Source organism: Arthrobacter sp. BK1 (assembly GCF_056680055.1).
On the sequence record NZ_CM155263.1, the window covers coordinates 1,517,388 to 1,543,684 of the forward strand.

Consider the following 26,297-nt stretch of genomic DNA (forward strand, 5'->3'; position numbering starts at 1 on the left):
CTTCCCAGCGGCCCATTTTGACCCGGGCGGCGGGACTCTATTACAGTTGACTCTTGCATGAACCGCCCGGTTACGCCGGGAGATTCACGCGGTGCTTCCTTAGCTCAGTCGGTAGAGCGTTTCACTCGTAATGAAAAGGTCATCAGTTCGATTCTGATAGGAAGCTCGGGACAAACCCCCTAGAAACCAAGGTTTTTAGGGGGTTTTTCGCTGGTTAAGCTGTGCCCCGCCTTGCGGGTTGAGGCCGCGGAACTCGCTGACAAGCTCCGGGTTCCCGCAGGCGCGGGCGAAAGCCTCAATACGCGTCTCGATCTCCCTGCCCAGCAGCCAGGACCCGATGCGTTCGGCGATGGGCCGCAACCACGCAGGGCGGCAGGTGAACGAATATTTCCATACCGCCCGGGTCCCGCCGTCCTCCGGAGTAAACCTCCACCCGCCGCCGAACTTTTCGAAGAACCACGGGCCGGAAACCATCGTCATGCCAACGTTCGTGGGCGGCACAAAAGAGACGTATTCGCTCACCATGACAAGCCCCATGCGGGACACAGTCCTGGTGCGGACTCCCTTCCCGGCGGCGGCCGCCCCGTCAAGCCATCCCTGCGCGGAGATGAAAGGATCCCATGTGAGCCGGAAATCGCCTGTGGTCTGGGAGAAGGCAAACGCCGTTTCCGGGTCGAGGCGGATGAATCGTTCTGCGCGTACCTGAGGCATGGCTTCAGCCTAGCCGGGTGGTTGTCCGTCAGCCCGCAGAACCGGCTTCAGGTCATTGCGCCAGGCGTTCCCTTGCTGCGTGCTCGACGAGGACGGGGACAAAATCCCGCACGCTCCCGGCATCCAAGGCACGGTGCTGTTGCTGGACGACATCCTCGATGACGCCGGTGGGTACTTCCGGAAACTTCTGCGCGAGCCGGTCAACCACGCCGGTGAGCGCCCGCACCTCTTCGCATACTCCCATCGGGTGAGTGTCGGCCATCAGCCCGGCGAGGTCAAGAGTTGACTAATAAGCCCGGCCCGGTCCGCAGGAGCTCCGCGAACGTGCCCGTTGCCTTGCGGCTGGCGGGAGTGCGCTCAGGGAGGCGGTGGCGGCGCGTCTGCTGGCGCCGCGGCCCGCCACGGGGCACGCCACCCGGCAGCATCCCAACCGTCCATGATGTAGATCCGCTCGTGCGCGACCTTGTCCCCCCTGAACTCCAGCAGATTGACGGTGTACATCCATGGCGCGCCGTCGTAACTGATCAGGTTCTCCACAACGACCAGGTCTGAACGATGAGTGATGCGTCGGGTATGGAACTTGAGCCTTGCTGGATACTGCCGCCGCCATTCACGGAAGTTCTCCACGCCTTCAAAGCGCTCCCCGGACTGAGGGAACTCAAGCACCGCATCGTCGTGGTAGATCTCGTGGGCGACGTCTTCGTCCTTGCCTGTGTAATCCCAGTGACGCCGCAGGGCCCGCAGCAGATCCGTCTCTCCGAGCATCACTCACCTCCTCGGGCCAGGATTAATGCTACCTTCGTGCGATTTGCCTGACAACGGGGGCGGGGCCACCTCAATCCGGGCTACCCGGAAGCAGCGAACACTTCGACTGCCACGACGTGAACCTCTGCCAGGCCCCGGTCCGGTACCGGCTTCTCCAACAGCACCGGCTGCGTGTGGTGGTGTGCCCACGCCCGTGCGTCCGCTCCCAGCACGTCATCGATCCAGACCACCGAGTCCCAGTCTGCTTCGCCCAAGGCATCCATTCTTGCCAGCCACCGGACCACCGAACGCAGCTTGGGCGTTGCCTGGCCGTCGTCGTCCGGCCTCAGCACCATCACTACACGCAGGGGTTCCGCGTCAAGCTGCAACTGCGACTCCAGGCCTGCTGTCAGGTCCGCCGGCCACGTCGACACCCAGGCGATCCGGCCCAAGCCAGCGAGCCGTCGGACCAGGCCGATCTTCTCAGGCGTAAGGCTCAGCGTGGGGCGGTCGCCGCCGTCACCCGGACCTGCGACCGGATTGAGGACGCCGTCGATATCGAGCAGAATGATCGGCTTCATGGACGTGACCTTAGCCTGATGAAAGGGACCGGCGGTAGGCCTTGGTCTGTACGCCGGTTGAGCATTGCCCGGACCCCCGTGGAACCCCGGGCGCCAGAGTCGCGTGCCGCCGTCGTCCATGAGCGGTTGCCATCCCGGCCTCCTCGCAGACACCGCCGTGCCACCTCAGCGATGACACCCCTCATCCCCCGGAATCAAGCATCCCGCCTGAGGCAATCCCAGGACTAGAGACGGAGGGCCCTCCCCGGCGCCACCGTCATTGTCTATGTGGACACCGCGAATTCATCCTGATGTCACCCGCCGCTGTTAGTGTCCGGCCATGGATGAACTGTTGCTTGTACCGGGTTCTGCCGCTTTACGTGACCTGACGGGAAGGTCTGGCTTCGAGGTCGACTTCCTCGGAGTGAGGGTGAACGTTCCTGTCTTGGCAAGTGCTGAGACTGTCCTGCTCCCCTATACGCATTTCTCGGTGCTTATGCGGCTGGACAAGCGCCTGGCGGCCGTCACTGCCCTCGGAATCGACGGGGAGAAGCTGATGGACGTGGAAAGGTCCGGTATCCAGTGGCGGCTGGACCCCCGGCTGGCGGACGATCAGCAGACCGGAGAGCGGGTCTATGCACGCAATGACATTGACCGGGGACACCTAGTCCGTCGCGCCTCGGCGGTTTGGGGTGAAACCCTGGCCGAAGCAGCCCAGGCCAACGAGGACACGTTCCATTACACAAACGCCGCACCACAGGCTGCGAAATTCAACCAGGGCCTGGACCTGTGGCTGGGCATGGAGTCATACCTGCTCGAACATGCCGCCGATTACGGCCGCCGGCTCATCGTCTTCACCGGGCCGATTTTCGGGGACCACGATCCGGTGTACCGGGGCGTGGACATCCCCCTGATGTTCTTTAAGGCCGCGGTGTTCCTTCAGGACGGGCAGCTTGCGGCGACAGGCTACATCGTGGATCAGACACCCCAACTGGCCGACCTGCCCGATATTCCCCGGCCGGGGGCAGCGGACGAGGCGCCTCCGTTGGGCCCGTTCCGGACCTACCAGGTGCCCATCCGGGACATCGCTGCCCTCACGGGCCTGGATCTGGACCAGCTCGTGGCCGTGGACCGGATGCCCATTGCCGCCGAACTCCCTACTGCCCGTGTGACGTCCACGTGGCGGAAGATCCTCTCCCCCGAGGACCTCGATCTGGACTTCGACCTGAACGGCGACTAACCGCCCGCAGGGGCGCGCTGAGGAGGGTATGGCACGGACCAGGACCAAATGATCTGGTCATGCACGCTGACGCATGCTGTGATGTTGCCGGGTCGAGCCGACCAGCGAATCACCGCGCGTCAGGAGACAGAGTCAATGGCTTCCATGGAGGGTACCGTAGCGCTCGTCACGGGAGCTACGGGTGGATTGGGGCAGGCAGTGGCAACCGGCCTCGCGCGCGAAGGCGCCTTGGTCATTGTGGTTGGACGTACCGCAGCCCGTGCCGAAGATGCAGTGAAGGGGATCCGTTCGCTTGTTCCGGCGGCCTTGCTTGAGCCGTTGGCCTGCGACCTGTCAGTCCAGTCCTCGGTCCGGGCCGCCGCTGCCGGGTTTGCGTCCCGCCATGACAGGCTCAACGTTCTGGTCAACGCAGCGGGCGTCTTCCGCAAGGAACGCCAGGTGACCCCCGACGGGCTCGAACTGACCTTCGCCACGAATGTCATGGCCTACTTCCTGCTGACCAGCCTCCTGCTGGACGCACTTACGCAAGCTGCCGCCGTCGGAAAAAGCGGTGCGGCAGAGGCCCGGGCAGAGGCCCGGACTTCCAGGATCGTCAATATCGCATCGAAGTACGGCAACACCCGGCTCCGCTTCGACGACCTCCAGACCGCAAAAGGCACGTACAGCTACCTTCGATCCACCCCGCCCACCATGCTGGCCCGCGTCCTCCTCACCCAGGAGTTTGCTGAGCGCCTCCGCGGCTCTGGCGTGGTGGCAAATGCGGTCCACCCTGGGCTGGTCAAGAACACGTCCTTGCTGCAGGACGTTGGCGGCCCTTTCCTCTGGATCACGGACACGTTCGGTACACCAGCCGAACAGGCTGCGGACACACCCCTCTGGCTTGCCACCGCTCCAGAGACATCAGAGGAGACCGGAAAGCTCTGGTCACACCGTAAGGAACTCCCCACGCCCGGAATGGGATCGGACCCGGAAGCCCGCAGGCGGCTATGGGATTGCTGCTCGAATCTCGCCGGGATCCGGTGATTCTAGGGAGCCGGAACACTAAGTCGGATAGGTGAGGACTCGGACGGTCCACCGCATTGCGCTGATCCACCCATCCGTTTCCAGTCAAGGTCAGCCGACTGTTCAGCGAAAATATCCCCTGCGGCAGACAGCGCCTTGGCGGTGACCTGGTCAGGGGTACTCATGTTCACCACGAACCGCCAGGTGTCCGTGTCGACCCGTTCGGCGTAAAACGGCGCCTGCGTGCGCTGCACGTCGGGGGTAACCGGTGCGGTGGGGTTGAGGGAAGCCAGCGGTGCCATGGTCCGCGGAGCGGCGGCTGCGGACGGTGGGCTGGCTTCCGAGCATACCGCCCCGTCACAGAGCTGCACCATATTGACCCCGGAGACGTCCCCGTCCAGTTCAACAGTGATGGTGTTGACCCAGCCAATAGCCGTGCACGCGTTCGAACAGCCGGCGGACGGAACACTGACAGCCAGGATCAACACCACCGGCCGGACAACGAGCCCCCATACTCTCCCCATGCGGCCAGTCTAGGGGGTTTCCTTTCCTTGACTGCTTTCCGGGGCGGAAGGGCACACGGCACGCCCTCCCCTAAGATGGCGTGCATGGATGACAAGGCGCTGGCAGCCATCGCCCACGGGCTGTACGCCCTGCCTTTCGACGATTTTGTGGCAGCGCGGACGGCCGCGGCCAAGGAGTCGGCCGGTTCCGGAAAGGAACTCCCCGCTGCCATCAGGTCCCTGCCCAAGCCTTCAGTTGCGGCCTGGACCGTCAACATGCTCGCCGTTCATCAGCCGGAAGTGCTCGCGGAGCTGGCCGGCCTGGGCGAAAAGATGCGGACAGCCCAATCATCACTGGACGCCGTTGCCCTGCGTGAGCTGGGCCGGGAGCGCCGCACCCTGCTGGCCTCCGCCGTCGACACCGCCCGGTCCGAGGCGGAGCGGCGGGGGCGCAGTATCAGCTCAACCATCGCGGCCGACGTCGAGCGGACGCTGCGGGCGCTGACCGCGGACGAAGGCGCCGCAGCCGCAGTTCAGAGCGGTCTGCTGGTCCAGGCGCTGTCCGCCGATGGAGTGGACACCGTCGATCTGGGCGGGGCCGTAGCAGTGCCCGGGGCTGTGCCGGTCCAGGGTGCCGCGCCCGTCACGCCATCGGCTGCCGCCCCCGTCAGGGAGAAACAACGGACGACGACGGGAAGCCCCGCCCGGCCGGCGTCGGACCAACCACGGCTCAAGGCAGTCCGGCAGACTCCGCGGCCCGCTTCGCCGTCTGCGTTGGAGAAAGCCAAAGCTGCCTTGGCCGAAGCCAAGGCAGCTGAGGAGGAATCCGGCCGCCGCGCCGAGGAACGGCGAAGCGTGCTGGAGGATACGGAAGCCCGGGTGGCTGACCTGACCCGCGAAACACGGCAACTCCGGGCCAGGCTGCAAGAGGCCGAGGAGAAGCTCGAACGGTCCAGGAAACAGCTGGGCACCCTTGCAGCGGAGGCCAAGCAGGCAGCCCGTGCGGCGGAAAAGTCGCAGCGCTCAGCCATGCTCGCGCAGGAGCGGGTGCTGCGGCTGGGCAACACGCGGGACTGAAGCACGGTAATTGTCAGACCCCGGTTGCACACTGGGTTTATGGAAAACAACACCGCACAGGAATTTCACGTCACCTACTTCGACGCCGACTGTGGCCGCATCCGGAGTGAAAGTTTCGAGTCCCTGCAGGACGCGGAACGCTTCGCCAGCCGGAACTGCATCGGCGAGGATTCCTGGGCCGTCATCGACGCCGTCGCCGTCGAACAGGCCCGGATCGCCGCCTGACCGGCCGGGTCCTTAGGCGAAGTCGGACACCGCAGGATCCGGGCCGATCCGGCCCTCGCCCTGGGCAGATTTGTCCAGGCCGTTGAGGGCTTCCAGGTCTTCACTGTCCAGCGCGAAGTCCAGCGCTGCGAAGTTCTCATGGATGCGCGTCTCCGTCACCGATTTGGGGATCACCACGTTGCCGATGGCCAGGTGCCACGCGATGACAACCTGCGCCGGTGTGGCCTGGTGCTTGGCAGCTATCCCTGTGACCGCGGCATCCCCGAGGAGCTCACCGCCCTGGCCCAGGGGGGACCAGGCCTGGGTCAGGATTCCCTGCGCGGCACCGAACTCACGCAGTTCACGCTGGCTGAAGTAGGGGTGCAGTTCGATCTGGTGGATGGCAGGCACCACTCCGGTCTCATCAATGAGCCGCTGCAGCCCCTCCACCGTGAAGTTTGAAACTCCGATGGACCGGACCCGTCCCCGCTTCTGGAGTTCAATGAGCGCTTTCCACGTGTCCACGAATTTGTCCTGCTTGGGCTGCATCCAGTGGATCAGGTAGAGGTCCAAGGTCTCCAGGCCCAGCCTGTCCATGGATTCCTCGAACGCGGCCAGCGTGGACTCGTACCCCTGATCGGAGTTCCACAGCTTGGTGGTGATGAAGAGCTCCTCCGGCCGGAGGCCCGAACTGGCAATGGCGCGGCCGACGCCAGCCTCATTGCCGTAGATCCTGGCCGTATCGACGTGGCGGAAGCCCGCCTCGAAGGCTTGGCGGACTACTTTTTCGGCAACGTCGTCCTCAACCTGCCACACGCCGTAGCCGAGCTGGGGAATGGTGTGTCCGTCATTGAAAGTGAGTGTCGGTGTAGAAGTCATCCACCCATCGTGCCAAAAGGAACGGCCCGGACCGGCCGTGAAGGGCGCCGCTAAGCCAGACGCTTAACCTGGAATACTGTCCGGCCGGCCACTGGCGGCGTCCTCGGCGAGGCGCCGTTCCGCGTCAGCCACCTGCTCCAGCACGGATTCCGCCCGGCGCCGCACTGACGCCGCGCCCACGGGCACAGGCCCGACCGCAAGCCTCAGCATGGCGGCGGCCTCTGCTGTTGTGGCGAGCGAGTTGCCGGCCTTGGACAGTGCGCGGTGGACTCCGGCCAGTGGCCCCGGAATGTCCAGTCCCTCGCTGGGGGAACGTCTCTGGGCTTCGACGCAGACCGCTCGGACACGTTCCAGAAGCTCGGAAAGCTCGTTGGCGATCTCCACCAGTTCGGCGTAGAGCTGCTCGTCCTCGACGCCCTCAAGGACCTGGTGGTAGCGGTCCAGTCCCCGGTGGAACCGGTCATGGGCGCGCCGCCAGAGGCCCTTGCCCAGCTCAGAGTCGTCCTTTCGCCCTTGCCGGGCGGCCGTGAAGAATCCCACGCGGAGCCTAGAGGTACTGGCCGGGGCCGTGGTCCGGGTCCTCCGGCCGGACGGGTGATCCTGCACCGGAGCGCTGCGGGCCGGCGGTGGCCCGTTGCGGCTCGCCGTTTTCCCCGATGACCACCCCCGGGGCTATGACTGTCCCCGGCGGCAGCTGCTTCATCTGCAACTGTGCGGCCGCCTGCTCACGGGCTGCATGCTGGGCTGCAATGGCCGTCTGGATCCCGTGGAAGAGTCCTTCCAGCCAACCCACCAGCTGGGCCTGGGCGATCCGGAGCTCAGCCTCCGAAGGTGTGGTGTTCTCAGGAAAAGGCAGGCTGATCCGTTCCAGCTCTTCGACCAGCTCCGGTGCCAGCCCGTCCTCCAGCTCCTTGATGGAGCGTTCATGGATTTCGGCAAGACGCTCGCGTGCGGCTTCGTCGAGCGGCGCCGATTTAACTTCTTCAAGGAGCTGCCGGATCATGGTGCCGATCCGCATGACCTTCGCCGGCTCGTCCACAAGGTCCTGCACGCTGCTGCCCCTGGTCCTGGCGGCAGGAGCGCCGCGGGCTGCACGGGGCCCGGCCGCCCGGCCGCCCATGGCAGGGCCACCAGGGGCAGGGGAAACCGGTCCCTCGTTGTCCAGGGTTTTGCCCTCCACCGGGACGTCGTCAAGCTGAGTGTCGTTCGGATCGCTCATGCGTTCATACTCTCACGAGCCGGCGACACACAGCCCGGCAGACGAGGTGCGGCCCAGTAATGAATCGCAACCCGGCCCTGGGCCGCGACGCGGCGCGGCGCCCCTTGCAGGTCCGGCCCGGCCGATGGAGCGGCTCAGCAGCACCTGCCCTGCGGGTTGGAGTCCTGGCGGTCCGTCCGGTCCCGCCAGAACTCACGTTCGGTCAAGGGCGGCTGCCCATGCCCGGCCGCGCGGTGGTGCTCCAGGTACTTGGTGTAGGCGTCCGCTCCGAGGACACCACCCAGATAGCGGGCAATCCCCCGGAAACCCGTTGATACTGCGGCCAGGCTGAGACTCATCAGTGGTGACCTGGCCTTTCGTACCGCAGTTCCGCCGGGAGCTTGTTCCATTCGGCCAGCAGTTCCTTTTCCGCCGGCGTGGGGATGAGCCCCGCGGGTGCGAAGACCCGGGAAGGACGGGGTGCGTCTTCGTGGTCGTCATTGGCTATGCCCGCACCATGGTTGCGGAATGCCTTGGCAGTGGCGATGAGCGCGGTGGCGATGACAATGATGCTCAGGACCACGAAGATGACGGACAGCCAGCCCTGGATGCCCGTGTTGCGCACCACGGCCTCCATGGCAGCGACTGTCTTGGCCGTTCCAAACTCGGTCTTGCCGTCGGCCAGGGCCTTGGAGAACGCCGCGTTGTTGGCGAAGTACCCCACGGCCGGGACCGGCGAGAAGATCTTGTGGAAGCTCGCGGTAATGGTCACCACTGCCGCGAAGGTCAGCGGCAGGGCCACAATCCAGAGGTACTTGAAGGAGCCCCGCTTGGCCGCGATGGCCAGGCAGACGGACAGTGCGATGGCAGCGAGCAGCTGGTTGGCAATGCCGAACAGCGGGAACAGCGTATTGATGCCGCCCAGCGGGTCCGTGACACCCATCAGCAGCACCGCGCCCCATGCACCGACCATTACTGCCGTGCAGAGCCAGGCACCCGGCCGCCAGGAGTGTTCCTTGAACTTGGGGATGAAGTTGCCGATGGAATCCTGCAGCATGAAGCGGGCCACACGGGTGCCGGCGTCAACGGCGGTGAGGATGAACAGTGCCTCGAACATGATGGCGAAGTGGTACCAGAACGCCATCATGGCCGTGCCGCCGATGAACTGCTGCATGATGTGGGCGAGGCCCACAGCAAGGGTAGGCGCACCACCCGTGCGGGAAACAATGCTCTCCTCGCCAACGTTCCTGGCCGTCTCCGTGAGGAGGTCGGGGCTGATGTTGACTCCCGCAAGGCCCAGGCTGTTGACCCAGGTTGCGGCGGTTTCCACCGTGCCGCCGGTCAGGGCGACCGGTGCGTTCATGGCGAAGTACAGGCCGCGGTCAATGGAGATGGCAGCAACCAGCGCCATGATGGCCACGAACGATTCCATCAGCATGCCGCCGTACCCGATGAGCCGGGTCTGGCGTTCCTTTTCGATCAGCTTAGGGGTGGTGCCTGAGGAGATCAGTGCGTGGAATCCGGACAAGGCCCCGCAGGCAATGGTGACGAAGAGGAAGGGGAACAGTGCCCCCGGGAACACCGGACCGTTCTCCCTGCTGGCGAACTCGCTGAAGGCGGGGACAGTGATTTCGGGGCGGACCACAATGATGGCCAGCGCCAGCATGACGATTACACCGATTTTCATGAACGTGGAGAGGTAGTCCCGCGGAGCCAGCAGCAGCCAGACCGGCAGGATCGCGGCGATGAAGCCGTAAATGATCAGGCCCCAGGCGATGGTGACTTTGTCCAGGGTGAAGAACGCGGCACCCCACTCGGTTTCCGCTACGATGCCGCCGCCGATGATGGCTGCCATCAACAGTACGAAGCCGATCAGCGAGACTTCCATGACCTTGCCGGGCCGGAGGAATCGCAGGAAGATGCCCATGAACAGGGCGATGGGGATGGTCATGCCTACCGAGAAGACACCCCAGGGGCTTTCGGCCAGTGCGTTCACAACGACTAGGGCCAGGATGGCGACGATGATCACCATGATGAGCAACGTGGCAATCAGGGCAGCGGTGCCGCCGATGACACCAAGTTCTTCACGGGCCATCTGGCCCAGGGAGCGTCCGCCGCGGCGCATGGAGAAGAACAGGACGAGGTAGTCCTGCACCGCTCCGGCCAGTACGACGCCGATGATGATCCAGATGGTGCCGGGCAGGTAGCCCATCTGGGCGGCAATGACCGGTCCCACGAGGGGCCCGGCGCCGGCAATGGCGGCGAAGTGGTGGCCGAAGAGGACATTGCGGTCCGTGCGGACGTAGTCCTTGCCGTCGGCCTTGTATTCCGCAGGAGTGGCGCGGCGGTCATCGGGTTTGGTGATGTAGCGTTCGATCACCTTGGAGTAGAACCGGTAGCCGATCAGGTAAGTACAGACGGATGCAAAGACGAACCAGATGGCGTTGACCGTCTCGCCCCTGATGATCGCCAGCATGAACCAGGCAACACCGCCCAGCAGTGCGATGGCCGCCCACAAGGCGATTTTGGCCGGTGTCCATTTCCTGTCCTCAGCCTCGCTGACGGCTGCATCCACAGCCGTTGGCGGCAGCGCCGGATCGGCGGTCAAGGGACCGCCCCGTTGCGCTGAACCTTCCGGTTCATTAGACCTGTTGGTCATGTCTCCTCCTCGAGAATTCCTGCTTCGGTGTTTGGCTCAAAGGCACCCTACCAATGCTGCGCCAACGAGGGTACGGCTTCGGGACCGCGCCGTGTGTCCATGCGGTGAACGGCGGGCCGTGGGAGCCGAACGCGAGGTTCAGCTCAACGCCGGAGCGCGGTGTGTGGTGCCTGGGCTGCCGGACGCAGGAAAGGCCCCCGGCCGGGCATTCCCGGGCAGAGGCCTTCTCCATGGCTGCACCCTGGCGGGGGCAGCAGTTGCACGTGCTGTGGCGGCACGTGCCGTGTTGACGTGGTTGGCGCCTACGCGTGTGAGTAGGTGAGGCAGTCAGCGTTGTCAGCGCCGGGGCCAACATGGACTTCGGGTGCATTGCACATCAAATGGTCGTTGTGGACGCACTCCGCGCGTTGGCACGCTCCGACGTCGGCCAGGACCTTGGGCAGGCCGCCGTGCATACCGGTGTCAATGAAAGTGGCGCAGCTGGCATGGTCTTCACTGCCCCCGACCGTTATGGCGTGGGCGGTACAGCCTTCATGGTCGTTGAACGAGCAACGGGTAACACTGCAGTCGGCAACATGGGTTGTCATAAGAGGTTCCTCCGTAGTCCGGCTGCCCGGGCCGGACAGCATCCTGTCTCCCACGCTAGGCCTGTTCAGCCCAATCAAAAAGACCCAACTATGTGACGTAATTCAGATAAGTGACGCCGTTCAGGCCCCGACGCCCCGCCGGGACATCGGAAGCCTTGCCTGCGTAAACATCCAGGCCAGGACTGAACCGGTCAGCGGCACAGCCACCAGGAGCGCCAGGAGCTGCAGCCAGGGAATCGTGGGCCCGGCGAACATCCGCGTGGCTGAGACGATCAGGGCCGCCGGGACTATTCCGGCGGCCAGCCCGAGCAGGGTGCCAAGCCCAGCCGTCATCAGGGCCTGGGCTCCGGCCAGGGACTTCCGCAGCTGCGGCGCCGCCCCTACGGCCGCCAACGTCATATGGTCCGTCCGGGCATCTGCGAGCGCCAGGCCCGTGGTGATTCCCGCCGCACTCAACGTGATCAGCGCGCTCAGGCCCACCAGCAGCCAAAGCAAAGCGGAATTGTCCGTGTCAGCCCCCTGCTCCACATTAAGGGTCATACCGGTGACGCCGTAAAGCTGCGAGAGCGCCGTTGAGACCTTGTCCCGCTCCGCGTCCGTAGGGATCCCCGACAGCTGGACCAGGAGCGCTGCGGGTTCAACGGGCAGCCCCAGCCTGGCGGCAGTCGCGGCTGAGACGACGCCGTAGTACGGCACCGGAGCCACGGGAACTTCGACGGCGGCCCGCAGTCGCGTGCTGGTGACCACCTCGTACCCCTCGAACCGTTGGCCGGTGCTGGGCTTGGGTTTGCGCATGTCGGTGGATTCAAGCGTGGTGTGCCCGTCCTGGACATAGACGGGATTACTGACTGCCATGCCACCGTTTTCCAGCACATCGAGAGCCTCCTGTCCCGGTTCCCGGCCGAGGACAGCACGGAGCTCGTCCTCCCCTCCCACGATCAGCTGCGGGAGTTGGCCGGAAATTCCGGCAGGAAACATGGAACCGCGGCAGCGCCAGTCTGATGCGTCCGCGATCCGTCCTTTCGGCGTTGCGGGGCACTCCTGGCCAGCCGGTACAGCGAGCCCGTACTGCAGGCACCCTGCAGGGTCGTCGCCCGCGACCCATCCGCCATCCGCTGTGGCCTGCAGAAGGCACCCCCTGGTCACCACCGAGTCCAGCGCCTGCGTCCATTCGACGGATTCGAGGGACTGCCGCACCACCTCAGCCACGGCCTGAGGGTCGTGGAAAGCAGGGTCCTGGTTGGCTGCGCCCGCGGAAATCCCGCCCTGGACAGCTGGCCCGGCCGCCACTGGAACGCCGTCCAGGGTCAGGGGAAGGGTCGCCTGAAACTGGTGCGCGGACCAATAGTGGGTTCTCCTGGCATCCTCGAACTGGCTTGCGGCCAGGACCATGACTGCGCTGGCCAACGTTGCCGCGGCGAGGACTGCTGCCACAGCCGGGACAGTGCGGGTCCGGTTCCTGGCCGAATCCCTGGCCGCCAACCTCAGGGGCAGGCTCAGCCGCCCGGTGTGGCCGGTGAGAAGTGAAACAAACCCGCCGGTCAGGAGCACCAGGGCCACCACCAACAAGACGGTGCCGCCAATCAGCAGGCCTGCCACCAGCGGAACCCGTTCCATCAGCACGTCAAGGTCGTCGCCAACCAGGCCCAGCCAGCCGCCGGCCGCGAGCATCAGCACGGCCAGGACCAGCAGCGCTGTACCAAACCGGGCCGGCGCCTTTCCGGCGACTGAGGGAGCACGTCCGTATTTGAGCGCCCCGAGTGCCGCTTGCCGTGCGACCTGCCGGGCGGGCACCAAGGCTGCCAGCGCGCAGGCCCCCATCCCCATGGTCATCGCCACAGCCGTCACCGGAATGTCCGGATGGAAGCCCGGGAACCGCACGGACCCCTGCACCCTGGCCCAGAAAACAACCCCGGCCCCGCCGGCCAGCCCCAGGGCAGCGCCGTTCAGCACCCCGGCAGCGCCAAGCCACAGCCCACCGGCTGTCACGACTGCCCGGACGGTGGGAGCCTCGGCACCGGAGGCCGCCAGCAGTGCAAGTTCGCGGACCTGCCGCTTGGCCCCGACGGCGAAGGCAGCCCCCGCGAGGAGTCCCACCTCGAGCAGGGCCAGGGCGCCCACCAAACCGAGGGTGAGGTACAGCGTCCAGTCATCCCAGACCGTGGCCGCGGCGGCGTCACGGACCGGCGGCGGGTCCAGCACCACACTGCGCGAGAGCACCGAAACGCCTTGCTGGTTCAGCTCGAGAATCTGCTGCCAGGTAACGGGCGCATCGCCGATCAGGTAGTACAGAGTCTCGCGTTCCCCCTCACCGGCTTCTCCCTGGCCGGGCTTGAGGAAGAGGATGGCGTTGTTGTCCGAAAGGGTGGCATCGCGCAGGGTGCCCACGGCTGTAAAGGCACCCGCCGACGTCGTCATTTCCTCCCCCAGTTGCAGGCCAAGGCGCTTCAGGAGTCCCGGCGAAACCAGGACTTCCTCCGGCGTGGCCGGGGCGCGGCCCTGCAGCAGCGTGTACTTCCCCTCGAACGCCGGATTCAGGGCGTCCACAGCCTTGCCGATCAGGCGGACGTCTGCCTCACCCACTTCGCCCGTGACGGCCACCGGCGATTCGGTCAGCACCCCGTAACCGGGCGGGATAACGTCCCGCGGATCCGCCGGGACGTACCCGGGATCCGCCTGCCACCCGCCGCTGAAGGAGGTATCGTTCAACGGCTCCTGGATCATCTGGCTATTGAGTGAGGGGATCGTTCGGAACCGCGCCTGGGTGCTGCCCAGTTCGAACCGGACCTTTTCGGCGGCCGTCTCCTGAGTGCTCTGGATCAGCGTGGCTGCGCCCGTCATCCCGGCGACAGGCAGCATGATCAGCAGGATGATGAGCAACGAGCGACCCTTGTGGCGGCTGATGTCGCGCCGCGCCATCCGGAGGGCTACCCGATAGGACTGCAGACGGCCGCCGGGTACGGGATCAAGGCGGAGTGCCACCTCAGTAGCCGGCCTGGGCCAGGAGGATGGCGGGATCGTGCATGGCAGCTGCCTGGTCCACGATCCGGCCGTCCCGGAGGAACACCACCCGGTCCGCCCACGCAGCGTGCCGGGCCTCATGCGTCACCAGCATCACGGCCGCACCGGCGTCCGCCCTGGCCCGCAGCACCTCCATGACACCTTGGCCGGTGGTGGAATCGAGAGCGCCGGTGGGTTCGTCGGCGAGGATCAGCCTGCGCTCCCCGACGATGGCTCGGGCAATGGCAACCCGCTGCTGCTGGCCGCCGGACATCTGGTCCATGAAGCGGTCCGCAAGTTCGGGAATCCCCACCTGCCGCAATGCGTCAAGTGCCTGGCGATGGGCCTTCCGGGTGGCCGTCCCGTCCAGTTCCAGTGGCAGGGCCACGTTTTCGGCGGCGGTGAGCGTGGGCACCAGGTTGAAGTCCTGGAACACATACCCGACGGCGCGGCGGCGCAGCCGGGCGAGTTCGTTCAGTCCCAGCCCCGAAAGGGGCGTTGATTCCACAAAGACCGTTCCCGACGTCGGGCGGTCCAGTCCCCCGGCCAGTGCCAGGAGGGAGGACTTACCCGAGCCGGATGGCCCCATCACCGCAACGAACTCGCCGGCGGCAATGGTGAGGTCCACGGCGCGCAGTGCTGCGACCGCCGTCGCGCCGTCACCGAAAGTCCTGCAGACGTTGGCGAGCTCCAGGACCTGCTGCGGTCCCTGGACGCTCATCGGCGGTTGTCCGCGATGAGCGGGGCAGCCTCTTCCACAGTGACCCCGTTGGACGGCTTACGTGCTGCAGCCTTGCCGGCGGTCTGTGCCTGCTGGATCATCCGCGCTTCGCAGAGGTCCAGCCAGCGGACCTCTGCTTCCGTCTGGAAGATCAGCGAGTCCAGCACCAGGAGCCAGGCGGTATCCGCCGATTTGGCACTGGCCGAGGTATCCCGGCGGGCCTTGGTGTAATCCTGCAACGCCCGGATGGACGCCACACGCTGGGCCTGGATGATCGCCTGCACGTCCACGCCCGGCAGCGTCACAGCGAGCGCCAGTTTGATGGCAAGCTCGTTGCGCGGCGGGTTGTTGCGCTCCACGGGGGCGGCAAACCAGCCCTGCACGTCAGCCTGTCCAGCGGCGGTGATGCTGTAGATGACATGGCCTTCGCCGTCGCTGCCGTCGTTGCTGACCAGGCCGTCGCGCTCCAGCCGGTCCAGGGTGGTGTAGACCTGCCCGATGTTCAGGGGCCAGGTTGACCCGGTGCGGTTCTCGAACTCGACCCTGAGCTGGTAGCCGTAGCGCGGCTGGTCCTGCAGCAGGGCGAGGAGGCTGTGGCGGATGGACATGGTGCTCCTTGCGACGGCGTCAGCGGGCGGTATGCACGGACCCCCAAGACCCGTGCATACCGCGTATGGACTGAGGCTAACGCAATCCTTCCCAGGGCACAATACTCAGTATTTACTCCGCCGATGCATGGCGCTTACATGACGAGCAGGATCTTCCCTACGTGGTCTCCGGAATCGAAGTATTCATGCGCCGTCTGAACCTGGGCCAACGGAAAAGTCTTCGCCACCAGGGGGCGGATCCGGCCGTCGGAGATCAGCGGCCACACGGACTCCCGCACGGCGTTCATGATGGCACCCTTCTCCGCCACCGGCCGGGGCCTCAGCGCAGTGGCCACCACTGCGGCACGCTTCTTCAGGAGCAAACCCAGGTCCAGTTCGCCTTTGGCCCCGCCCTGCAGTCCAATGACCACCAGCCGGCCGTAATCGGCGAGCGCATCAACGTTTTGCGCCAGGTACTTGGCCCCCACTACGTCCAGGATGACGTCGGCTCCCTTGCCGCCGTTCTGCCGCCGGAGGCTTTCCGGGAAGGCTTCCTCTTTGTAGTTGATGGCTATGTCAGCCCCCAGGAAAGCCTTGGCCGTGCCGACTTTCTCGTCCGTCCCCGCCGTGGTGGCTACCTTGGCACCGAAGGCCTTGGCCAATTGGATGGCCATGGTGCCGATCCCGCCGGTGGCGCCGTGGATCAGTACGGTCTCGCCCGACTGCAGTTGCGCGGTCATGATCAGGTTCGAATATACGGTGGCCGCAACTTCCGGCAGGGCAGCGGCAGTGACCACGTCAACGCCGTCGGGGATCCGCAGCACCTGCTCCGCCGGAACGGCAACCTTTTCGGCGTAGCCTCCCCCGGCCAGCAGCGCCACCACCTTGTCCCCGATGGAAAATGCCTTGGTGACGCCGGGCCCGAACCCGGCAATCCGGCCCGAGACTTCCAGCCCCGGAACCTCGGAGGCACCCGGCGGCGGCGGGTAGAAGCCCCGGCGCTGCTGGACGTCGGCCCTGTTCAGACCCGCCGCGACGACGTCGATCAGTACCTCGCCCTGCCCTGGGACCGGCGCGTCCACCTCACGGACCTCCAGCACCTCCGGACCGCCAGGCTCTCTTATGTAGACGGCTCTCATCGCGAACTCCCGTTTCTAGCTGATTAGTGCACCAAACCAGTGTGCACCGCACGCACGCCGGACCGGCGTTTTGTTGCAGCCAACTGCCTATGAAACACTACTCGTTAGGGAAGGTTGTCCGAGCGGCCGAAGGAGCTAGTCTTGAAAACTAGTGTGCGGTAACCCCGTACCAAGAGTTCGAATCTCTTACCTTCCGCGAAAGGAACCCCGGTTCGCCAGCAATGCTGGCCCACCGGGGTTCTTTAGTTTTAAACCCTGGGTTCCGTTGAAACTGTCTGTACCCCCGGCTTGGGGTCGGCGCTGTCTTCCGCTGCCGGGAAATCCGTGGTAAGCGATGCCCCGGAGGACTCGCCGTTCGGCCGCCTGGCCACTTTGGCCGACCCCACGGGGGGCAATTTTCAAGATCATCGCCGGCTGGTCCGCGCGCCCCGCACCCCACCCGGAACCGGCCGGGGTCTTGCCAACCTTGTTGACAAGACCCCGGCCGGTTTCTGCGTTATGCTCCGACCTCATAAACCTACCCTGCGGTAACCTCGCGTTCACTCAGTGCTGCTTGGCTCTCCAATGGACACGTCTGGCCGGATGAAATGACCGGCTCACTGGCCGGTGCACATCGCTCCGGCCAGAGAAAACGCCCCAGACCCCGGGGCCACAGTGAAAGTTAGAGCGGATGAATCACTCCCCCTTGAGGGCAGCGCTCGGCACCGTGCTGGCAGCAGGGCTCGTTGCAGCCTCGCTGGCAGCCAGCCCGGCCTTCGCCGTCGACCCATCGCCTGCTGCCGCGGGCACCTCACCCGTTGTCATTAACGAGGCGTACCTGAGCGGCGGCAGTACCGGCGCAGCGTACAAGAGCAAGTTCGTTGAGCTCTATAACGGTTCCGACTCCCCGGTGTCCCTGACGGGCTGGTCACTCCAGTACCGTTCGGCCGGCGGCACCACGGCGCCTGCCGTGGCTCCGCTGGCGGGTTCCATCCCCGCCAAGGGGTACTACCTCGTCCAGGGCGGCAGCAACGGTACGAACGGGGCGGACCTTCCCGCAGCGGACACCGTAGCCACGAACCTGAATTTCCAGGGCCAGAACGGCACCATCCTGCTGGCGAAGCAGGCAACAGCCGTCACCCTCGCCACCGGTTCGGTCATTGAACCGGCCGGAGTGGCAGACCTCCTGGGCTATGGCACGTCCAACACCTTTGAGACCGCGGCCGCGGCCGGGACTACGTCAAACACCGATGTCCGGAGCCTGAACCGCACCGGCGGCCTGGACAGCAACAGCAACACCGCTGACTTCGCACTCAGCGCTACGATCACACCGACGGCGGCCGGCGGCTCCGTTGAGCCCGATCCCGACCCGACGCCGGATCCCACACCCACTCCGGCGGGCAGGACGATTGCCGAGATCCAAGGCACCGGAACCGCCAGCCCACTGGCAGGGACCTCCGTGACCACCCGCGGCAAGGTCACCGCGACGTTCCCCACCGGCGGATTCGCCGGCTACTACATCCAGACCCCGGGAACCGGCGGGGACCTCACCCCGGCCAGCCACACGTCGTCGGACGCTGTTTTTGTCTACTCGAGCGCAACCGCTGGTTCCGTCCAGATCGGCGACTACGTTGAAGTGACGGGGGCTGTCAGCGAGTACTACAACATGACCCAGGTGACGGTCGCCGCCGCGGCGGACCTGAAGAAGCTCACCGACGCGGCTCCGGAAGTGAAGGCCACCAACTTCACCCTGCCGGCCGCCGAAGCGTTCCGCGAGTCCCTCGAGGGCATGCTCCTCGCGCCCCAGGGACCGGTCACCGTCACGGATAACTACACGCTCAACCAGTACGGCGAGATCGGTTTGTCCGGCGGGACCACCACGCTGGTCCAGCCCACCGCCGTCGCGCCTTACGGCACCGCCGAATACCAGGCCGCCGTGGCGGACAACGCCGCCCGCGGCATCAAGCTCGACGACGGCGCCACCACGAATTTCCTGGGCAGCACCGCCAACAAGGCCCAGGTGCTTCCATACCTGACCGCCACGGACCCTGTCCGTGTCGGCTCGCCGGTGACGTTCAAGACCAACGTGGTGCTCAGCTATACCAACAACTCCTGGAAGTTCCAGCCGCTGGCGCACCTGACCGAAGCCAACAAGGCCACAGTCCAGCCGGCCGAGTTTGGTGCCACCCGCACCGAGGCTCCGGCAGTGGGCGGCAACCTGAAGATCGCGTCCTTCAACGTGCTGAACTACTTCCCCACCACCGGCGATACCCTCACCGGCTGCACCTACTACACGGACCGGGATGGCAACCCCATCACGGTCCGCGGCGGCTGTGACGCCCGGGGCGCTGCCAACGCGGAGAACTTCGAGCGCCAGCAGGCCAAGATCGTCGCCGCCATCACCAAGGCCGGCGCCGATGTTGTCACCCTGATGGAGATCGAGAACTCCGCCCAGTTCGGCAAGGACCGCGACGACGCCCTGGCCAAACTCGTGGAGGCCCTCAACATCGCGACGCCCGGCATCTGGGACTATGTGCGCACTCCCGCCAACGCTCCCCCGCTGGCTGACGAGGACATGATCCGCACCGCCTTCATCTACAAAAAAGCCGTTGCAGAACCCGTCGGCGAATCCATCATCCACAACGACACCGTCGCCTTCGCAAGCGCCCGCAAGCCCCTGGCGCAGGTGTTCAAGCCGGTGGGCACAGGGGATGATAAGCAGTTCATCGCCATTGCCAACCACTTCAAGTCCAAGGGCTCCGCGGCAACACCGGAAGATACCGACCAGGGCCAGGGCGCATCAAACCTCGCCCGCACCGCCCAGGCCACGTCACTGCGGGACTTCGCTGCGCGCCTGCAGGCGGAGAAGGGCACTGACAAGGTCTTCCTGATCGGTGACTTCAACTCCTACGCCAAGGAAGATCCGATGAATGTGCTGGCTGAGGCCAGTTACGTCAACCAGGACGAGAAGGCACGGAACGCCGACGGCTCCGCCAAGCACTCCTACCTCTTCGGCGGCCTGGTGGGCTCCCTGGACCACATCCTCGCCTCCCCGGCAGCCAACGCCGTGGTCTCCGGTGCGGACATCTGGAACATCAACTCCGTCGAGTCAGTGGCGCTGGAGTACAGCCGCTACAACAACAACATCACCAACTACTACGTCCCTGACCAGTTCCGCGCCAGTGACCACGATCCCGTGGTGGTTGGACTGGATCTGCCGGCTGGGCCGGCTTCTGTTGAGCTGAACTTCCTCGGCATCAACGATTTCCATGGCCGGATCGACGCCAACACCGTCCTTTTCGCCGGGACCATCGAAAAGCTCCGCGCCGCCGCCCCGGGGGCCACGGCCCTGCTGTCCGCGGGAGACAACATCGGCGCCTCGCTGTTCGCCTCGGCTGTCGCCAAGGACCAGCCCACGATCGATGTGCTGAACACGCTGGAGCTTAGGGCGTCCGCTGTAGGCAACCACGAGTTCGACGGCGGCTGGGCGGACCTGCAGGACCGCGTCATCGCCGGCGGCACCAACGCCACGTTCCCCTACCTCGGTGCAAACGTCTATAAGAAGGGCACCACCGAACCCGTCCTGCCGGAATACACCGTGCTGGAGATGGACGGGGTCAAGGTTGCCATCATCGGAACCGTCACCCAGGAAGTTCCCTCGCTGGTCACCCCGGCAGGCATTGCGGACCTCGAGTTCGGGGACCCCGTGGACGCCATCAACCGCGTGGCTGCCAAGATCACGGCGGAGAACCTCGCCGATGTGATCATCGTGGAGAACCACGACGGCGCCGGGTCCGGTACGCCGGATGGTGCCACTTTGGAGCAGGAAGTGGCAGCCGGCGGCCCGTTCGCCAGGCTGGTCACCGAAACCTCGGCAGAGGTGGACGCCATCTTCACCGGCCATACGCACAAGGAATACGCCTGGGACGCTCCTGTTCCGGGGGCCGAGGGCAAGACCCGGCCGATCGTCCAGACCGGCAACTACGGCGAGAACATCGGCCAGATCCGGCTCACCGTGGACACCGCCACCAAGGATGTCACCACCTCCACCGCGGGGAACGTCAAGCGGACCACTGACACCGCAGCAGGGCTGATTGGTGCCTACCCGCGGGTGGCTGCCGTCGACGCCATCGTGAAGAAGGCAATGGCTGACGCCGCAGTGATCGGCGACCAGCCGGTCGGCGCGGTCACCAAGGACATCACCACTGCCTTCACGGCAGACCCCGCGGGTGGGCCCGCGAAGCGTGATGACCGTGCCAGCGAATCCACACTGGGCAACCTTGTAGCCGACTCGCTGCTCGCATCGCTCCAGCCTGTTGAACTGGGTGGCGCGGAAATCGGCGTGGTCAACCCCGGCGGCCTGCGCAATGAGCTGTACTACGCCCCGGATGGCACCGTCACCTACGCCGAGGCCAACGCGGTCCTGCCGTTTGTGAACAACCTCTGGACCACGTCCCTCACCGGTGCACAGTTCAAGACGCTCCTCGAGCAGCAGTGGCAGACCAACGCTGACGGCACGGTCCCCAGCCGCGCCTACCAGCAGCTGGGCCTGTCCAAGAACGTGAACTACACCTACGACGCCGCCCGCGCCGCCGGTGACCGCATCACGTCCATCCGGGTGGGCGGCGCGTTGATTGATCCTGCCGCGTCCTACCGGATCGGCACCTTCAGCTTCCTGGCCACGGGAGGCGACAACTTCCGGATCTTCACGCAAGGTGCCGACACCAAGGATTCAGGGCTGGTGGACCGCGATGCCTGGATCAAGTACCTGCAGGCGAACAGCCCCGTATCGCCGGACTTCGCCCGGCGCACGGTTGCTGTCACCAACACCACGGCTGCTGAGGTCCGGTCCGGAGAGGCCATCACACTGGCCGTCTCCAAGCTGGATCTGACCTCGCTCGGCAGCCCGGTGAACACCTCGCTGTCCGCGGTGTTCACCGACGCAGCAGGCACGGTGGCCCAGCTCGGCAGCATCCCGGTGGCCGCAGGCTCGGCCACCGTGAACGTGCTGGTTCCGGCCGGCGCGGCAGCCGGCACGGGCACTCTGGTGCTCACCGCCGTCGACTCCGGCACCGTGGTGAAGACGGACGTGTTGGTGGCGGCCACGGTCCCCGTCCCGCCCGTCTGCACCGCCCCGGTGCCGCCTACGAAGTGGTACGACTTCGCGGGATGGATCCGTTACAGCATTGCGTGGATCCAGTACCGGAAGTGCCTGCGAGGCTAAGGAGCTTCGCACCAACCAACGCGGGGTCACTTCACGCCCATTCCGACGGGAATATCAGGCGTGAAGCGACCCCGCGTTGCTTTAAGTAGGCGGGTTATGCGGGCTGCGGGACCCGGTGCGGGAGCTGGGCCTTGGCTCCTGCGAAGGAGTTGGCCGGGCAGGCCAGCCCGTAGTGCTCGCGGAGGGTCCGTCCGGTGTACTCCTGCCGGAACAGCCCGCGGTCCTGCAGGATGGGCACCACCTGGTCCACGAAGATGTCCAGGCCGGAGGGCAGCACGGGCGGCATGATGTTGAACCCGTCGGCGGCTCCGGACTGGAACCAGTGCGCGATGGCATCGGCCACCTGTTCCGGCGTGCCCGCGAACGTGCGGTGTCCGCGGCCGCCGCCCAGCCGGCCGATGAGCTGCCGGACGGTCAGCTGTTCCTTTCGGGCAAGGTTCACGATCAGTGTGTAGCGGCTCTTGGCCCCTTCAATTTCATCCTCTGAGGGAAGGTCAGCGGGCAATTGGCGGTCCAGTTTCAGGGACTCAGGTGAAACCCGCAGCTGGCCGGCCAACTGGCGCACCGCGTGCTCGGGCAGGATCAGCTCGTCCAGTTCCCGCTCCAGACGGAGGGCTTCGGCCTCCGTGGACGCAATGACCGGAACGATCCCCGGCAGGATCTTGATGGAGTGCGGATCCCGGCCCGCCGCCGTCGTCCGCCGTTTCAGGTCGGCATAGAAGTCCTGCGCATCCGCCAGGGTCTGGTGTGCGGTGAAGACGGCCTCGGCATACACGGCCGCGAAGTCCTTGCCGTCCTCCGAGGAGCCCGCCTGGACAATCACGGGGTGACCCTGCGCCGATCGGGGAACGTCCAAAGCGCCTTCCACCTGGAAATGCTGCCCTTCATGGTTGACCGGGTGCACGCGGGAACTGTCTGCCCACACTCCCGCAGCCTTGTCCCCCACCAGGGCGCCGTCCTCCCAGCTGTCCCAGAGTTTCTTCGCCACATCCAGGAACTCCGCCGCCCGCTGGTACCGCTGCGAGTGGGCGGGCTGGCCGGCCAGGGAAAAATTCCTGGCGGCGGCGTCACCCGCGGTGGTCACCACGTTCCAGCCGGCCCTGCCACCGCTGATGTGGTCCACCGAGGCAAAGCGGCGGGCCAGGTTGTACGGGTCGTTGTATGTGGTGGAGGCTGTGGCAATGAGCCCGATCCGCTCAGTGACTGCCGCTATGGCCGCGAGCAGCACGGTCGGTTCGAGGCTGGTGTACGGCCGCTGGGCCACGTTTCCGTGCAGTACCGGCGAGTCCGCGAAGAAAATCGAGTCCAGCTTTCCGCGCTCTGCGGTCTGCGCCAGCCGTTGGAAATGGGCCACGTCCGTGCCGGAGAAACTGTTGCTCTCCGGCAGCCGCCACGACGCCTCGTGGTGGCCGGTGCTCATCAGGAAGGCGTTCAGGTGCAGCTGCCGCGCCCCGTTCTCCGGCGCACTCACTGGTTCGCTCCTGCTGCTGCAAAAGCGGGGGCCGGGGAAATTTCAGGTACGACGACGGTCTCGGAGTAGGCGGACGAGTCACCCTTGATGGAGGTGCTGCTGCGGCCATCGACGCCGCGGGGGATGTCGCCGGCTATGGTCACCCGGTTCAGCTGGCGGGGCTGGCCGTCGTAGTTGTCCGGTGCGTAGTGCTGGGTGATGCGGTTGTCGAACAGCACCAGCTGGTCCGGTTCCCAGTTCACGCGGACCACATTCTCGGGGCGGGTGACGTAGGCCTGCAGGAGGCGCAGGATGTCCTTGGATTCGGTGTTGGACAGGCCGACGATCCGGAGGCGCTGGGCGAACCCGCCGATAAACAGCCCGCGCTCGCCGGTCAGCGGGTGGACCCGGACCACAGGGTGGGCGGATTCGAAGTGGATCCTGGTGAATTCCTTGCGCCGTTCGTCGGCGTTGGCGTGTTCCAGGTTCTTGGGCACGGAGTAGTCGTAGTCGTTGGTGTGGATCGCCCAGAGGGTGTCGGCGAAATTGCGCAGTTCCTCAGGCAGGTCCTGGTAGGCGCCGGCCGATGACGCGATCAGGGTTTCGCCGCCGTAGCCCGGCAGAGTAATGCTGCGCAGGGTGGAGGCCTGCGGCGGGTTCACGACGAACGTGACGTCCGTGTGCCAGTTGTTGGCACTGCCATTTTCGCTGTCCACGGGAAGGACCGCGGGCTTGCCGTCCACCGAGGCCACGGTGGGGTGTGCTTTGGTGAGCGGGCCGAAGTGGCTGGCGAAACGGACCTGGTCCTCGTCGGTCCGGACGTTGGCTTCCCTGAAGACGAGAGCTTTGTGGGTGTTCAGGGCGGCGCGGATCTGGGCCACGGTGTCCGGCGACAGGTCGCGGCTGAGGTCCAGGCCGCGGATTTCCGCGCCAATGCGGGCGCTCAGCTTGGTGAACTGGAGCTTGGTTTCGGTAATGACGGTCATGGAATTTCCTTTGCAGTTCGGTACGGCAGTTCGGTTGGGTGGAGGTCAGGAGGTGGAGCCGACGGCGGTGCGCCAGCGGGAGAAGTGCCGTTCCAGCGCCACGAGCAGCGCATTGACGGCCAGCCCCAGCACGGAGACGGTCAGGATTCCGGCATACATGTCCGGGATGAGGAAGCTCATCTGCGAATTGACGATCAGGTACCCCAGCCCGGCCTTCGCGCCTACCATTTCGGCAGCGATCAGCACCAGGATGGATGATGTCCCGGCCATCCGGATTCCCGTGAAGATCGTGGGGAGCGCTGATGGCAGGATCACTTTCTGGAAGAGCCGGAAGCTGTTCAGGCCCAGGGATTTTGCGGCCCGGATCAGCAGCGGGTCCACGGTCCGGACACCGGCGATGGTGTTAAGCAGGACCGGGAAGAATGCGGCGTAGGCGACGATGGTGATCTTGGATTCCTCGCCGATCCCCAGGAGCAGAGTGAATACCGGCAGCAGGGCCAGAGTGGCGGTGTTCCGGAAAAGCTCCAGCAGCGGATTCAGGAACGAATTCAGCCAGCCGTACCAGGCGATCAGCAGCCCCAGCACCACGGCCGAGACAACGGCGATCCCGAACCCGGATACCGAGCGGGTCAGGCTGGCCTGCAGATGGCTCTGCAGCTGCCCGTTCTCCACGAGCCTGGCGCCCGCTGCCAGCACGTCATGCAGCGGCGGGAGAAAAACCCGGGTGGCGGGAGCGGCAAGGTACTGCGGACCAAACTCCCACAGCGCCAGGAACAGGATGACAGCCAGGGATTTCCAGCCGGCCCGCCCGGCGAGGTGGGCAGCGGCACGCAGCCCGGCCGCCGGCGTCGGGCGTTGTCCGCTTTCGGTGCCGGGCCCTCCGGCGTGACCGCCTCCGGACTGCAGGGAAGGGTCGACGGCGGCATCCGCCTCTGATGGTCGGGTCAACACAGTGCTCATCAGGCGGCACTCCTTTCGAGGGGCTGTTCATCGGGGGCGGTGCCGTCCGGGAGGATCTTCCGGTGGCCGGAGTCCTGGGCGAGGCGGACTTCGTCGTGCAGCAGGGACCAGACCTGGTGGCGGTGTTCCACGAAGGCGGGGTGTGAGCGGATGTCCGCCTCGCCGCCGCGGTCGGGAATGTGGATGTCCACGATTTCCTTGAGCTTTCCGGGGCGGGCGCTGAGCACTGCCACGCGCTGGCCGAGGTAGACCGCTTCGTCGATCCCGTGCGTGATAAAGACGATGGTCTTCCCTGTCGCCTTCCAGATCCGCAGGAGCTCGTCCTGGAGCTGTTCACGGGTCTGGGCGTCGAGGGCGGCGAAGGGCTCGTCCATGAGGAGTACGTCCGGCGCATAGGCGAGGCTCCTGGCGATGGCCACGCGCTGCTTCATACCGCCGGACAGTTCGTGCGGGTACCGGTCCTCGAAGCCGGCCAGGCCCACGAGGTCCAGGAATTCGCTGGCCTTCGCCGCCCTTTCCTTCCTGGACAGGCCACTGTCCTCAAGACCGATCGAGACGTTGGCCGAGGCTGTGCGCCACGGGAACAGGGCGTACTGCTGGAAAACCACGGCCCGGTCCTGGCCAGGCCCGGTGACTTCCTTACCGTCCACCAGGACCTTCCCGGACGTGGGGCGGGAAAGCCCGGCCAGCAGGTCCAGGAGGGTGGTCTTGCCGGAGCCGCTGGGTCCCACCAGGGTGAGGAACTCACCGGCGGCCACATCCAGGCTGAGGTCATCGATGGCCGTGAGGACTGAGGGTTCGCTGTGGCGGCGGATGCCTGAGCCCTTGCCCGGCCGGACTGCGAACTCCTTGGTGACGTTCCGGAGGCTGATTTTGGGTGTCATGTC

The 26,297-nt window shown here is 65.7% G+C and carries 24 protein-coding genes and 2 tRNA genes; 7 read left to right on the forward strand and 19 right to left on the reverse strand.

Features of this window, described 5'->3' with window-relative positions; all coding sequences use genetic code 11:
• The first annotated feature begins 93 nt into the window (after positions 1-93).
• Positions 94-166, forward strand: a tRNA-Thr gene (locus tag AC1MCA_RS06665).
• Between the two features lie 29 nt (positions 167-195).
• Here the strand turns inward: AC1MCA_RS06665 and AC1MCA_RS06670 are convergent.
• The 4 genes from AC1MCA_RS06670 to AC1MCA_RS06685 all read right to left on the reverse strand — a co-directional run bounded on the left by AC1MCA_RS06670 (position 196) and on the right by AC1MCA_RS06685 (position 2,036).
• Positions 196-711, reverse strand: coding sequence for a type II toxin-antitoxin system RatA family toxin (locus AC1MCA_RS06670; RefSeq protein WP_479802106.1), 516 nt, complete (start codon positions 709-711; stop codon positions 196-198).
• Between the two features lie 52 nt (positions 712-763).
• On the reverse strand, positions 764-955 hold the full coding sequence (locus tag AC1MCA_RS06675) for a three-helix bundle dimerization domain-containing protein (protein WP_479802107.1): 192 nt from the start codon (positions 953-955) through the stop codon (positions 764-766).
• A 113-nt stretch (positions 956-1,068) separates the two neighbouring features.
• The gene (locus tag AC1MCA_RS06680) at positions 1,069-1,476 is read right to left on the reverse strand and encodes a nuclear transport factor 2 family protein (protein ID WP_479802109.1); all 408 of its coding nucleotides are present in this window, start codon (positions 1,474-1,476) and stop codon (positions 1,069-1,071) included.
• Between the two features lie 80 nt (positions 1,477-1,556).
• Positions 1,557-2,036, reverse strand: coding sequence for an HAD domain-containing protein (locus AC1MCA_RS06685; protein ID WP_479802110.1), 480 nt, complete (start codon positions 2,034-2,036; stop codon positions 1,557-1,559).
• Positions 2,037-2,355: 319 nt separating this feature from the next.
• Here AC1MCA_RS06685 and AC1MCA_RS06690 point away from each other — a divergent pair, with 319 nt between their 5' ends.
• Together AC1MCA_RS06690 and AC1MCA_RS06695 are read left to right on the forward strand one after the other, a co-directional pair.
• A complete protein-coding gene (locus AC1MCA_RS06690; RefSeq protein WP_108599596.1) occupies positions 2,356-3,255 on the forward strand; it encodes a DNA/RNA non-specific endonuclease in 900 nt (299 codons plus the stop codon).
• Between the two features lie 135 nt (positions 3,256-3,390).
• A complete protein-coding gene (locus AC1MCA_RS06695; RefSeq protein WP_479802113.1) occupies positions 3,391-4,278 on the forward strand; it encodes an SDR family NAD(P)-dependent oxidoreductase in 888 nt (295 codons plus the stop codon).
• A 2-nt stretch (positions 4,279-4,280) separates the two neighbouring features.
• On the opposite strand, the gene AC1MCA_RS06700 is transcribed toward AC1MCA_RS06695, so the two are convergent.
• Entirely contained in the window at positions 4,281-4,781 is a 501-nt protein-coding gene (locus tag AC1MCA_RS06700) for a hypothetical protein (RefSeq protein ID WP_479802115.1), read from the reverse strand.
• A gap of 84 nt (positions 4,782-4,865) precedes the next feature.
• Here AC1MCA_RS06700 and AC1MCA_RS06705 point away from each other — a divergent pair, with 84 nt between their 5' ends.
• Together AC1MCA_RS06705 and AC1MCA_RS06710 are read left to right on the forward strand one after the other, a co-directional pair.
• A complete protein-coding gene (locus tag AC1MCA_RS06705; RefSeq protein ID WP_479802116.1) occupies positions 4,866-5,837 on the forward strand; it encodes a hypothetical protein in 972 nt (323 codons plus the stop codon).
• A gap of 39 nt (positions 5,838-5,876) precedes the next feature.
• Complete coding sequence (locus AC1MCA_RS06710; protein WP_108599594.1) at positions 5,877-6,062, forward strand: hypothetical protein; 186 nt, start codon at positions 5,877-5,879, stop codon at positions 6,060-6,062.
• Between the two features lie 12 nt (positions 6,063-6,074).
• On the opposite strand, the gene AC1MCA_RS06715 is transcribed toward AC1MCA_RS06710, so the two are convergent.
• The 10 genes from AC1MCA_RS06715 to AC1MCA_RS06760 all read right to left on the reverse strand — a co-directional run bounded on the left by AC1MCA_RS06715 (position 6,075) and on the right by AC1MCA_RS06760 (position 16,811).
• Positions 6,075-6,920 carry an aldo/keto reductase gene (locus tag AC1MCA_RS06715; protein WP_479802118.1) on the reverse strand — a complete coding sequence of 282 codons (846 nt, stop codon included), beginning with the start codon at positions 6,918-6,920 and terminating at the stop codon, positions 6,075-6,077.
• Between the two features lie 63 nt (positions 6,921-6,983).
• Positions 6,984-7,460 (reverse strand): hypothetical protein, encoded by a 477-nt coding sequence (locus tag AC1MCA_RS06720; protein ID WP_479802120.1) that lies wholly within the window; start codon positions 7,458-7,460, stop codon positions 6,984-6,986.
• 7 nt (positions 7,461-7,467) lie between these two features.
• Positions 7,468-8,139 (reverse strand): bacterial proteasome activator family protein, encoded by a 672-nt coding sequence (locus tag AC1MCA_RS06725; RefSeq protein WP_479802122.1) that lies wholly within the window; start codon positions 8,137-8,139, stop codon positions 7,468-7,470.
• Between the two features lie 134 nt (positions 8,140-8,273).
• Positions 8,274-8,477, reverse strand: a complete 204-nt coding sequence (locus AC1MCA_RS06730) for a YbdD/YjiX family protein (RefSeq protein ID WP_479802124.1) — start codon at positions 8,475-8,477, stop codon at positions 8,274-8,276.
• The gene (locus tag AC1MCA_RS06735) at positions 8,477-10,777 is read right to left on the reverse strand and encodes a carbon starvation CstA family protein (RefSeq protein WP_479802126.1); all 2,301 of its coding nucleotides are present in this window, start codon (positions 10,775-10,777) and stop codon (positions 8,477-8,479) included. Before AC1MCA_RS06735 ends, AC1MCA_RS06730 begins: the two co-directional genes overlap by 1 nt.
• 302 nt (positions 10,778-11,079) lie before the next feature.
• A complete protein-coding gene (locus AC1MCA_RS06740; protein ID WP_108598845.1) occupies positions 11,080-11,364 on the reverse strand; it encodes a DUF1540 domain-containing protein in 285 nt (94 codons plus the stop codon).
• Between the two features lie 120 nt (positions 11,365-11,484).
• The gene (locus AC1MCA_RS06745; protein WP_479802128.1) at positions 11,485-14,346 is read right to left on the reverse strand and encodes an ABC transporter permease family protein; all 2,862 of its coding nucleotides are present in this window, start codon (positions 14,344-14,346) and stop codon (positions 11,485-11,487) included.
• Position 14,347: 1 nt separating this feature from the next.
• Positions 14,348-15,085, reverse strand: a complete 738-nt coding sequence (locus AC1MCA_RS06750; protein WP_479802130.1) for an ABC transporter ATP-binding protein — start codon at positions 15,083-15,085, stop codon at positions 14,348-14,350.
• A complete protein-coding gene (locus AC1MCA_RS06755; protein WP_479802132.1) occupies positions 15,082-15,693 on the reverse strand; it encodes a PadR family transcriptional regulator in 612 nt (203 codons plus the stop codon). Before AC1MCA_RS06755 ends, AC1MCA_RS06750 begins: the two co-directional genes overlap by 4 nt.
• A gap of 134 nt (positions 15,694-15,827) precedes the next feature.
• Positions 15,828-16,811, reverse strand: coding sequence for an NAD(P)H-quinone oxidoreductase (locus tag AC1MCA_RS06760; RefSeq protein WP_479802134.1), 984 nt, complete (start codon positions 16,809-16,811; stop codon positions 15,828-15,830).
• A 108-nt stretch (positions 16,812-16,919) separates the two neighbouring features.
• Between AC1MCA_RS06760 and AC1MCA_RS06765 the strand changes: the two genes are divergently transcribed.
• A tRNA-Ser gene (locus AC1MCA_RS06765) sits at positions 16,920-17,007 on the forward strand.
• Positions 17,008-17,481: 474 nt separating this feature from the next.
• The gene (locus tag AC1MCA_RS06770) at positions 17,482-22,014 is read left to right on the forward strand and encodes an ExeM/NucH family extracellular endonuclease (protein WP_479802136.1); all 4,533 of its coding nucleotides are present in this window, start codon (positions 17,482-17,484) and stop codon (positions 22,012-22,014) included.
• A 94-nt stretch (positions 22,015-22,108) separates the two neighbouring features.
• On the opposite strand, the gene AC1MCA_RS06775 is transcribed toward AC1MCA_RS06770, so the two are convergent.
• From AC1MCA_RS06775 to AC1MCA_RS06790, 4 genes are read right to left on the reverse strand one after another with little or no spacing between them, the layout of a single operon-like run.
• On the reverse strand, positions 22,109-23,434 hold the full coding sequence (locus AC1MCA_RS06775) for an LLM class flavin-dependent oxidoreductase (protein WP_479803305.1): 1,326 nt from the start codon (positions 23,432-23,434) through the stop codon (positions 22,109-22,111).
• Between the two features lie 47 nt (positions 23,435-23,481).
• Positions 23,482-24,450 carry a TauD/TfdA dioxygenase family protein gene (locus tag AC1MCA_RS06780; protein WP_479802138.1) on the reverse strand — a complete coding sequence of 323 codons (969 nt, stop codon included), beginning with the start codon at positions 24,448-24,450 and terminating at the stop codon, positions 23,482-23,484.
• Positions 24,451-24,495: 45 nt separating this feature from the next.
• Positions 24,496-25,410 carry an ABC transporter permease gene (locus tag AC1MCA_RS06785; protein ID WP_479802139.1) on the reverse strand — a complete coding sequence of 305 codons (915 nt, stop codon included), beginning with the start codon at positions 25,408-25,410 and terminating at the stop codon, positions 24,496-24,498.
• Entirely contained in the window at positions 25,410-26,294 is an 885-nt protein-coding gene (locus AC1MCA_RS06790) for an ABC transporter ATP-binding protein (protein WP_479802141.1), read from the reverse strand. The genes AC1MCA_RS06785 and AC1MCA_RS06790 overlap by 1 nt, the downstream gene beginning before the upstream one ends.
• Positions 26,295-26,297 lie beyond the last annotated feature (3 nt).

Excerpts from the sequence above, each read along its gene's own strand:
- AC1MCA_RS06735 (WP_479802126.1), bottom strand. The coding sequence starts at position 10,777 with ATGACCAACAGGTCTAATGAACCGGAAGGTTCAGCGCAACGGGGCGGT.
- AC1MCA_RS06700 (WP_479802115.1), bottom strand. The coding sequence starts at position 4,781 with ATGGGGAGAGTATGGGGGCTCGTTGTCCGGCCGGTGGTGTTGATCCTG.
- AC1MCA_RS06780 (WP_479802138.1), bottom strand. The coding sequence starts at position 24,450 with ATGACCGTCATTACCGAAACCAAGCTCCAGTTCACCAAGCTGAGCGCC.
- AC1MCA_RS06690 (WP_108599596.1), top strand. The coding sequence starts at position 2,356 with ATGGATGAACTGTTGCTTGTACCGGGTTCTGCCGCTTTACGTGACCTG.
- AC1MCA_RS06710 (WP_108599594.1), top strand. The coding sequence starts at position 5,877 with ATGGAAAACAACACCGCACAGGAATTTCACGTCACCTACTTCGACGCC.
- AC1MCA_RS06715 (WP_479802118.1), bottom strand. The coding sequence starts at position 6,920 with ATGACTTCTACACCGACACTCACTTTCAATGACGGACACACCATTCCC.
- AC1MCA_RS06680 (WP_479802109.1), bottom strand. The coding sequence starts at position 1,476 with ATGCTCGGAGAGACGGATCTGCTGCGGGCCCTGCGGCGTCACTGGGAT.
- AC1MCA_RS06705 (WP_479802116.1), top strand. The coding sequence starts at position 4,866 with ATGGATGACAAGGCGCTGGCAGCCATCGCCCACGGGCTGTACGCCCTG.
- AC1MCA_RS06750 (WP_479802130.1), bottom strand. The coding sequence starts at position 15,085 with ATGAGCGTCCAGGGACCGCAGCAGGTCCTGGAGCTCGCCAACGTCTGC.
- AC1MCA_RS06675 (WP_479802107.1), bottom strand. The coding sequence starts at position 955 with ATGGGAGTATGCGAAGAGGTGCGGGCGCTCACCGGCGTGGTTGACCGG.
- AC1MCA_RS06760 (WP_479802134.1), bottom strand. The coding sequence starts at position 16,811 with ATGAGAGCCGTCTACATAAGAGAGCCTGGCGGTCCGGAGGTGCTGGAG.
- AC1MCA_RS06685 (WP_479802110.1), bottom strand. The coding sequence starts at position 2,036 with ATGAAGCCGATCATTCTGCTCGATATCGACGGCGTCCTCAATCCGGTC.
- AC1MCA_RS06725 (WP_479802122.1), bottom strand. The coding sequence starts at position 8,139 with ATGAGCGATCCGAACGACACTCAGCTTGACGACGTCCCGGTGGAGGGC.
- AC1MCA_RS06770 (WP_479802136.1), top strand. The coding sequence starts at position 17,482 with ATGAATCACTCCCCCTTGAGGGCAGCGCTCGGCACCGTGCTGGCAGCA.
- AC1MCA_RS06775 (WP_479803305.1), bottom strand. The coding sequence starts at position 23,434 with ATGAGCACCGGCCACCACGAGGCGTCGTGGCGGCTGCCGGAGAGCAAC.
- AC1MCA_RS06740 (WP_108598845.1), bottom strand. The coding sequence starts at position 11,364 with ATGACAACCCATGTTGCCGACTGCAGTGTTACCCGTTGCTCGTTCAAC.
- AC1MCA_RS06785 (WP_479802139.1), bottom strand. The coding sequence starts at position 25,410 with ATGAGCACTGTGTTGACCCGACCATCAGAGGCGGATGCCGCCGTCGAC.
- AC1MCA_RS06790 (WP_479802141.1), bottom strand. The coding sequence starts at position 26,294 with ATGACACCCAAAATCAGCCTCCGGAACGTCACCAAGGAGTTCGCAGTC.
- AC1MCA_RS06670 (WP_479802106.1), bottom strand. The coding sequence starts at position 711 with ATGCCTCAGGTACGCGCAGAACGATTCATCCGCCTCGACCCGGAAACG.
- AC1MCA_RS06730 (WP_479802124.1), bottom strand. The coding sequence starts at position 8,477 with ATGAGTCTCAGCCTGGCCGCAGTATCAACGGGTTTCCGGGGGATTGCC.
- AC1MCA_RS06695 (WP_479802113.1), top strand. The coding sequence starts at position 3,391 with ATGGCTTCCATGGAGGGTACCGTAGCGCTCGTCACGGGAGCTACGGGT.
- AC1MCA_RS06755 (WP_479802132.1), bottom strand. The coding sequence starts at position 15,693 with ATGTCCATCCGCCACAGCCTCCTCGCCCTGCTGCAGGACCAGCCGCGC.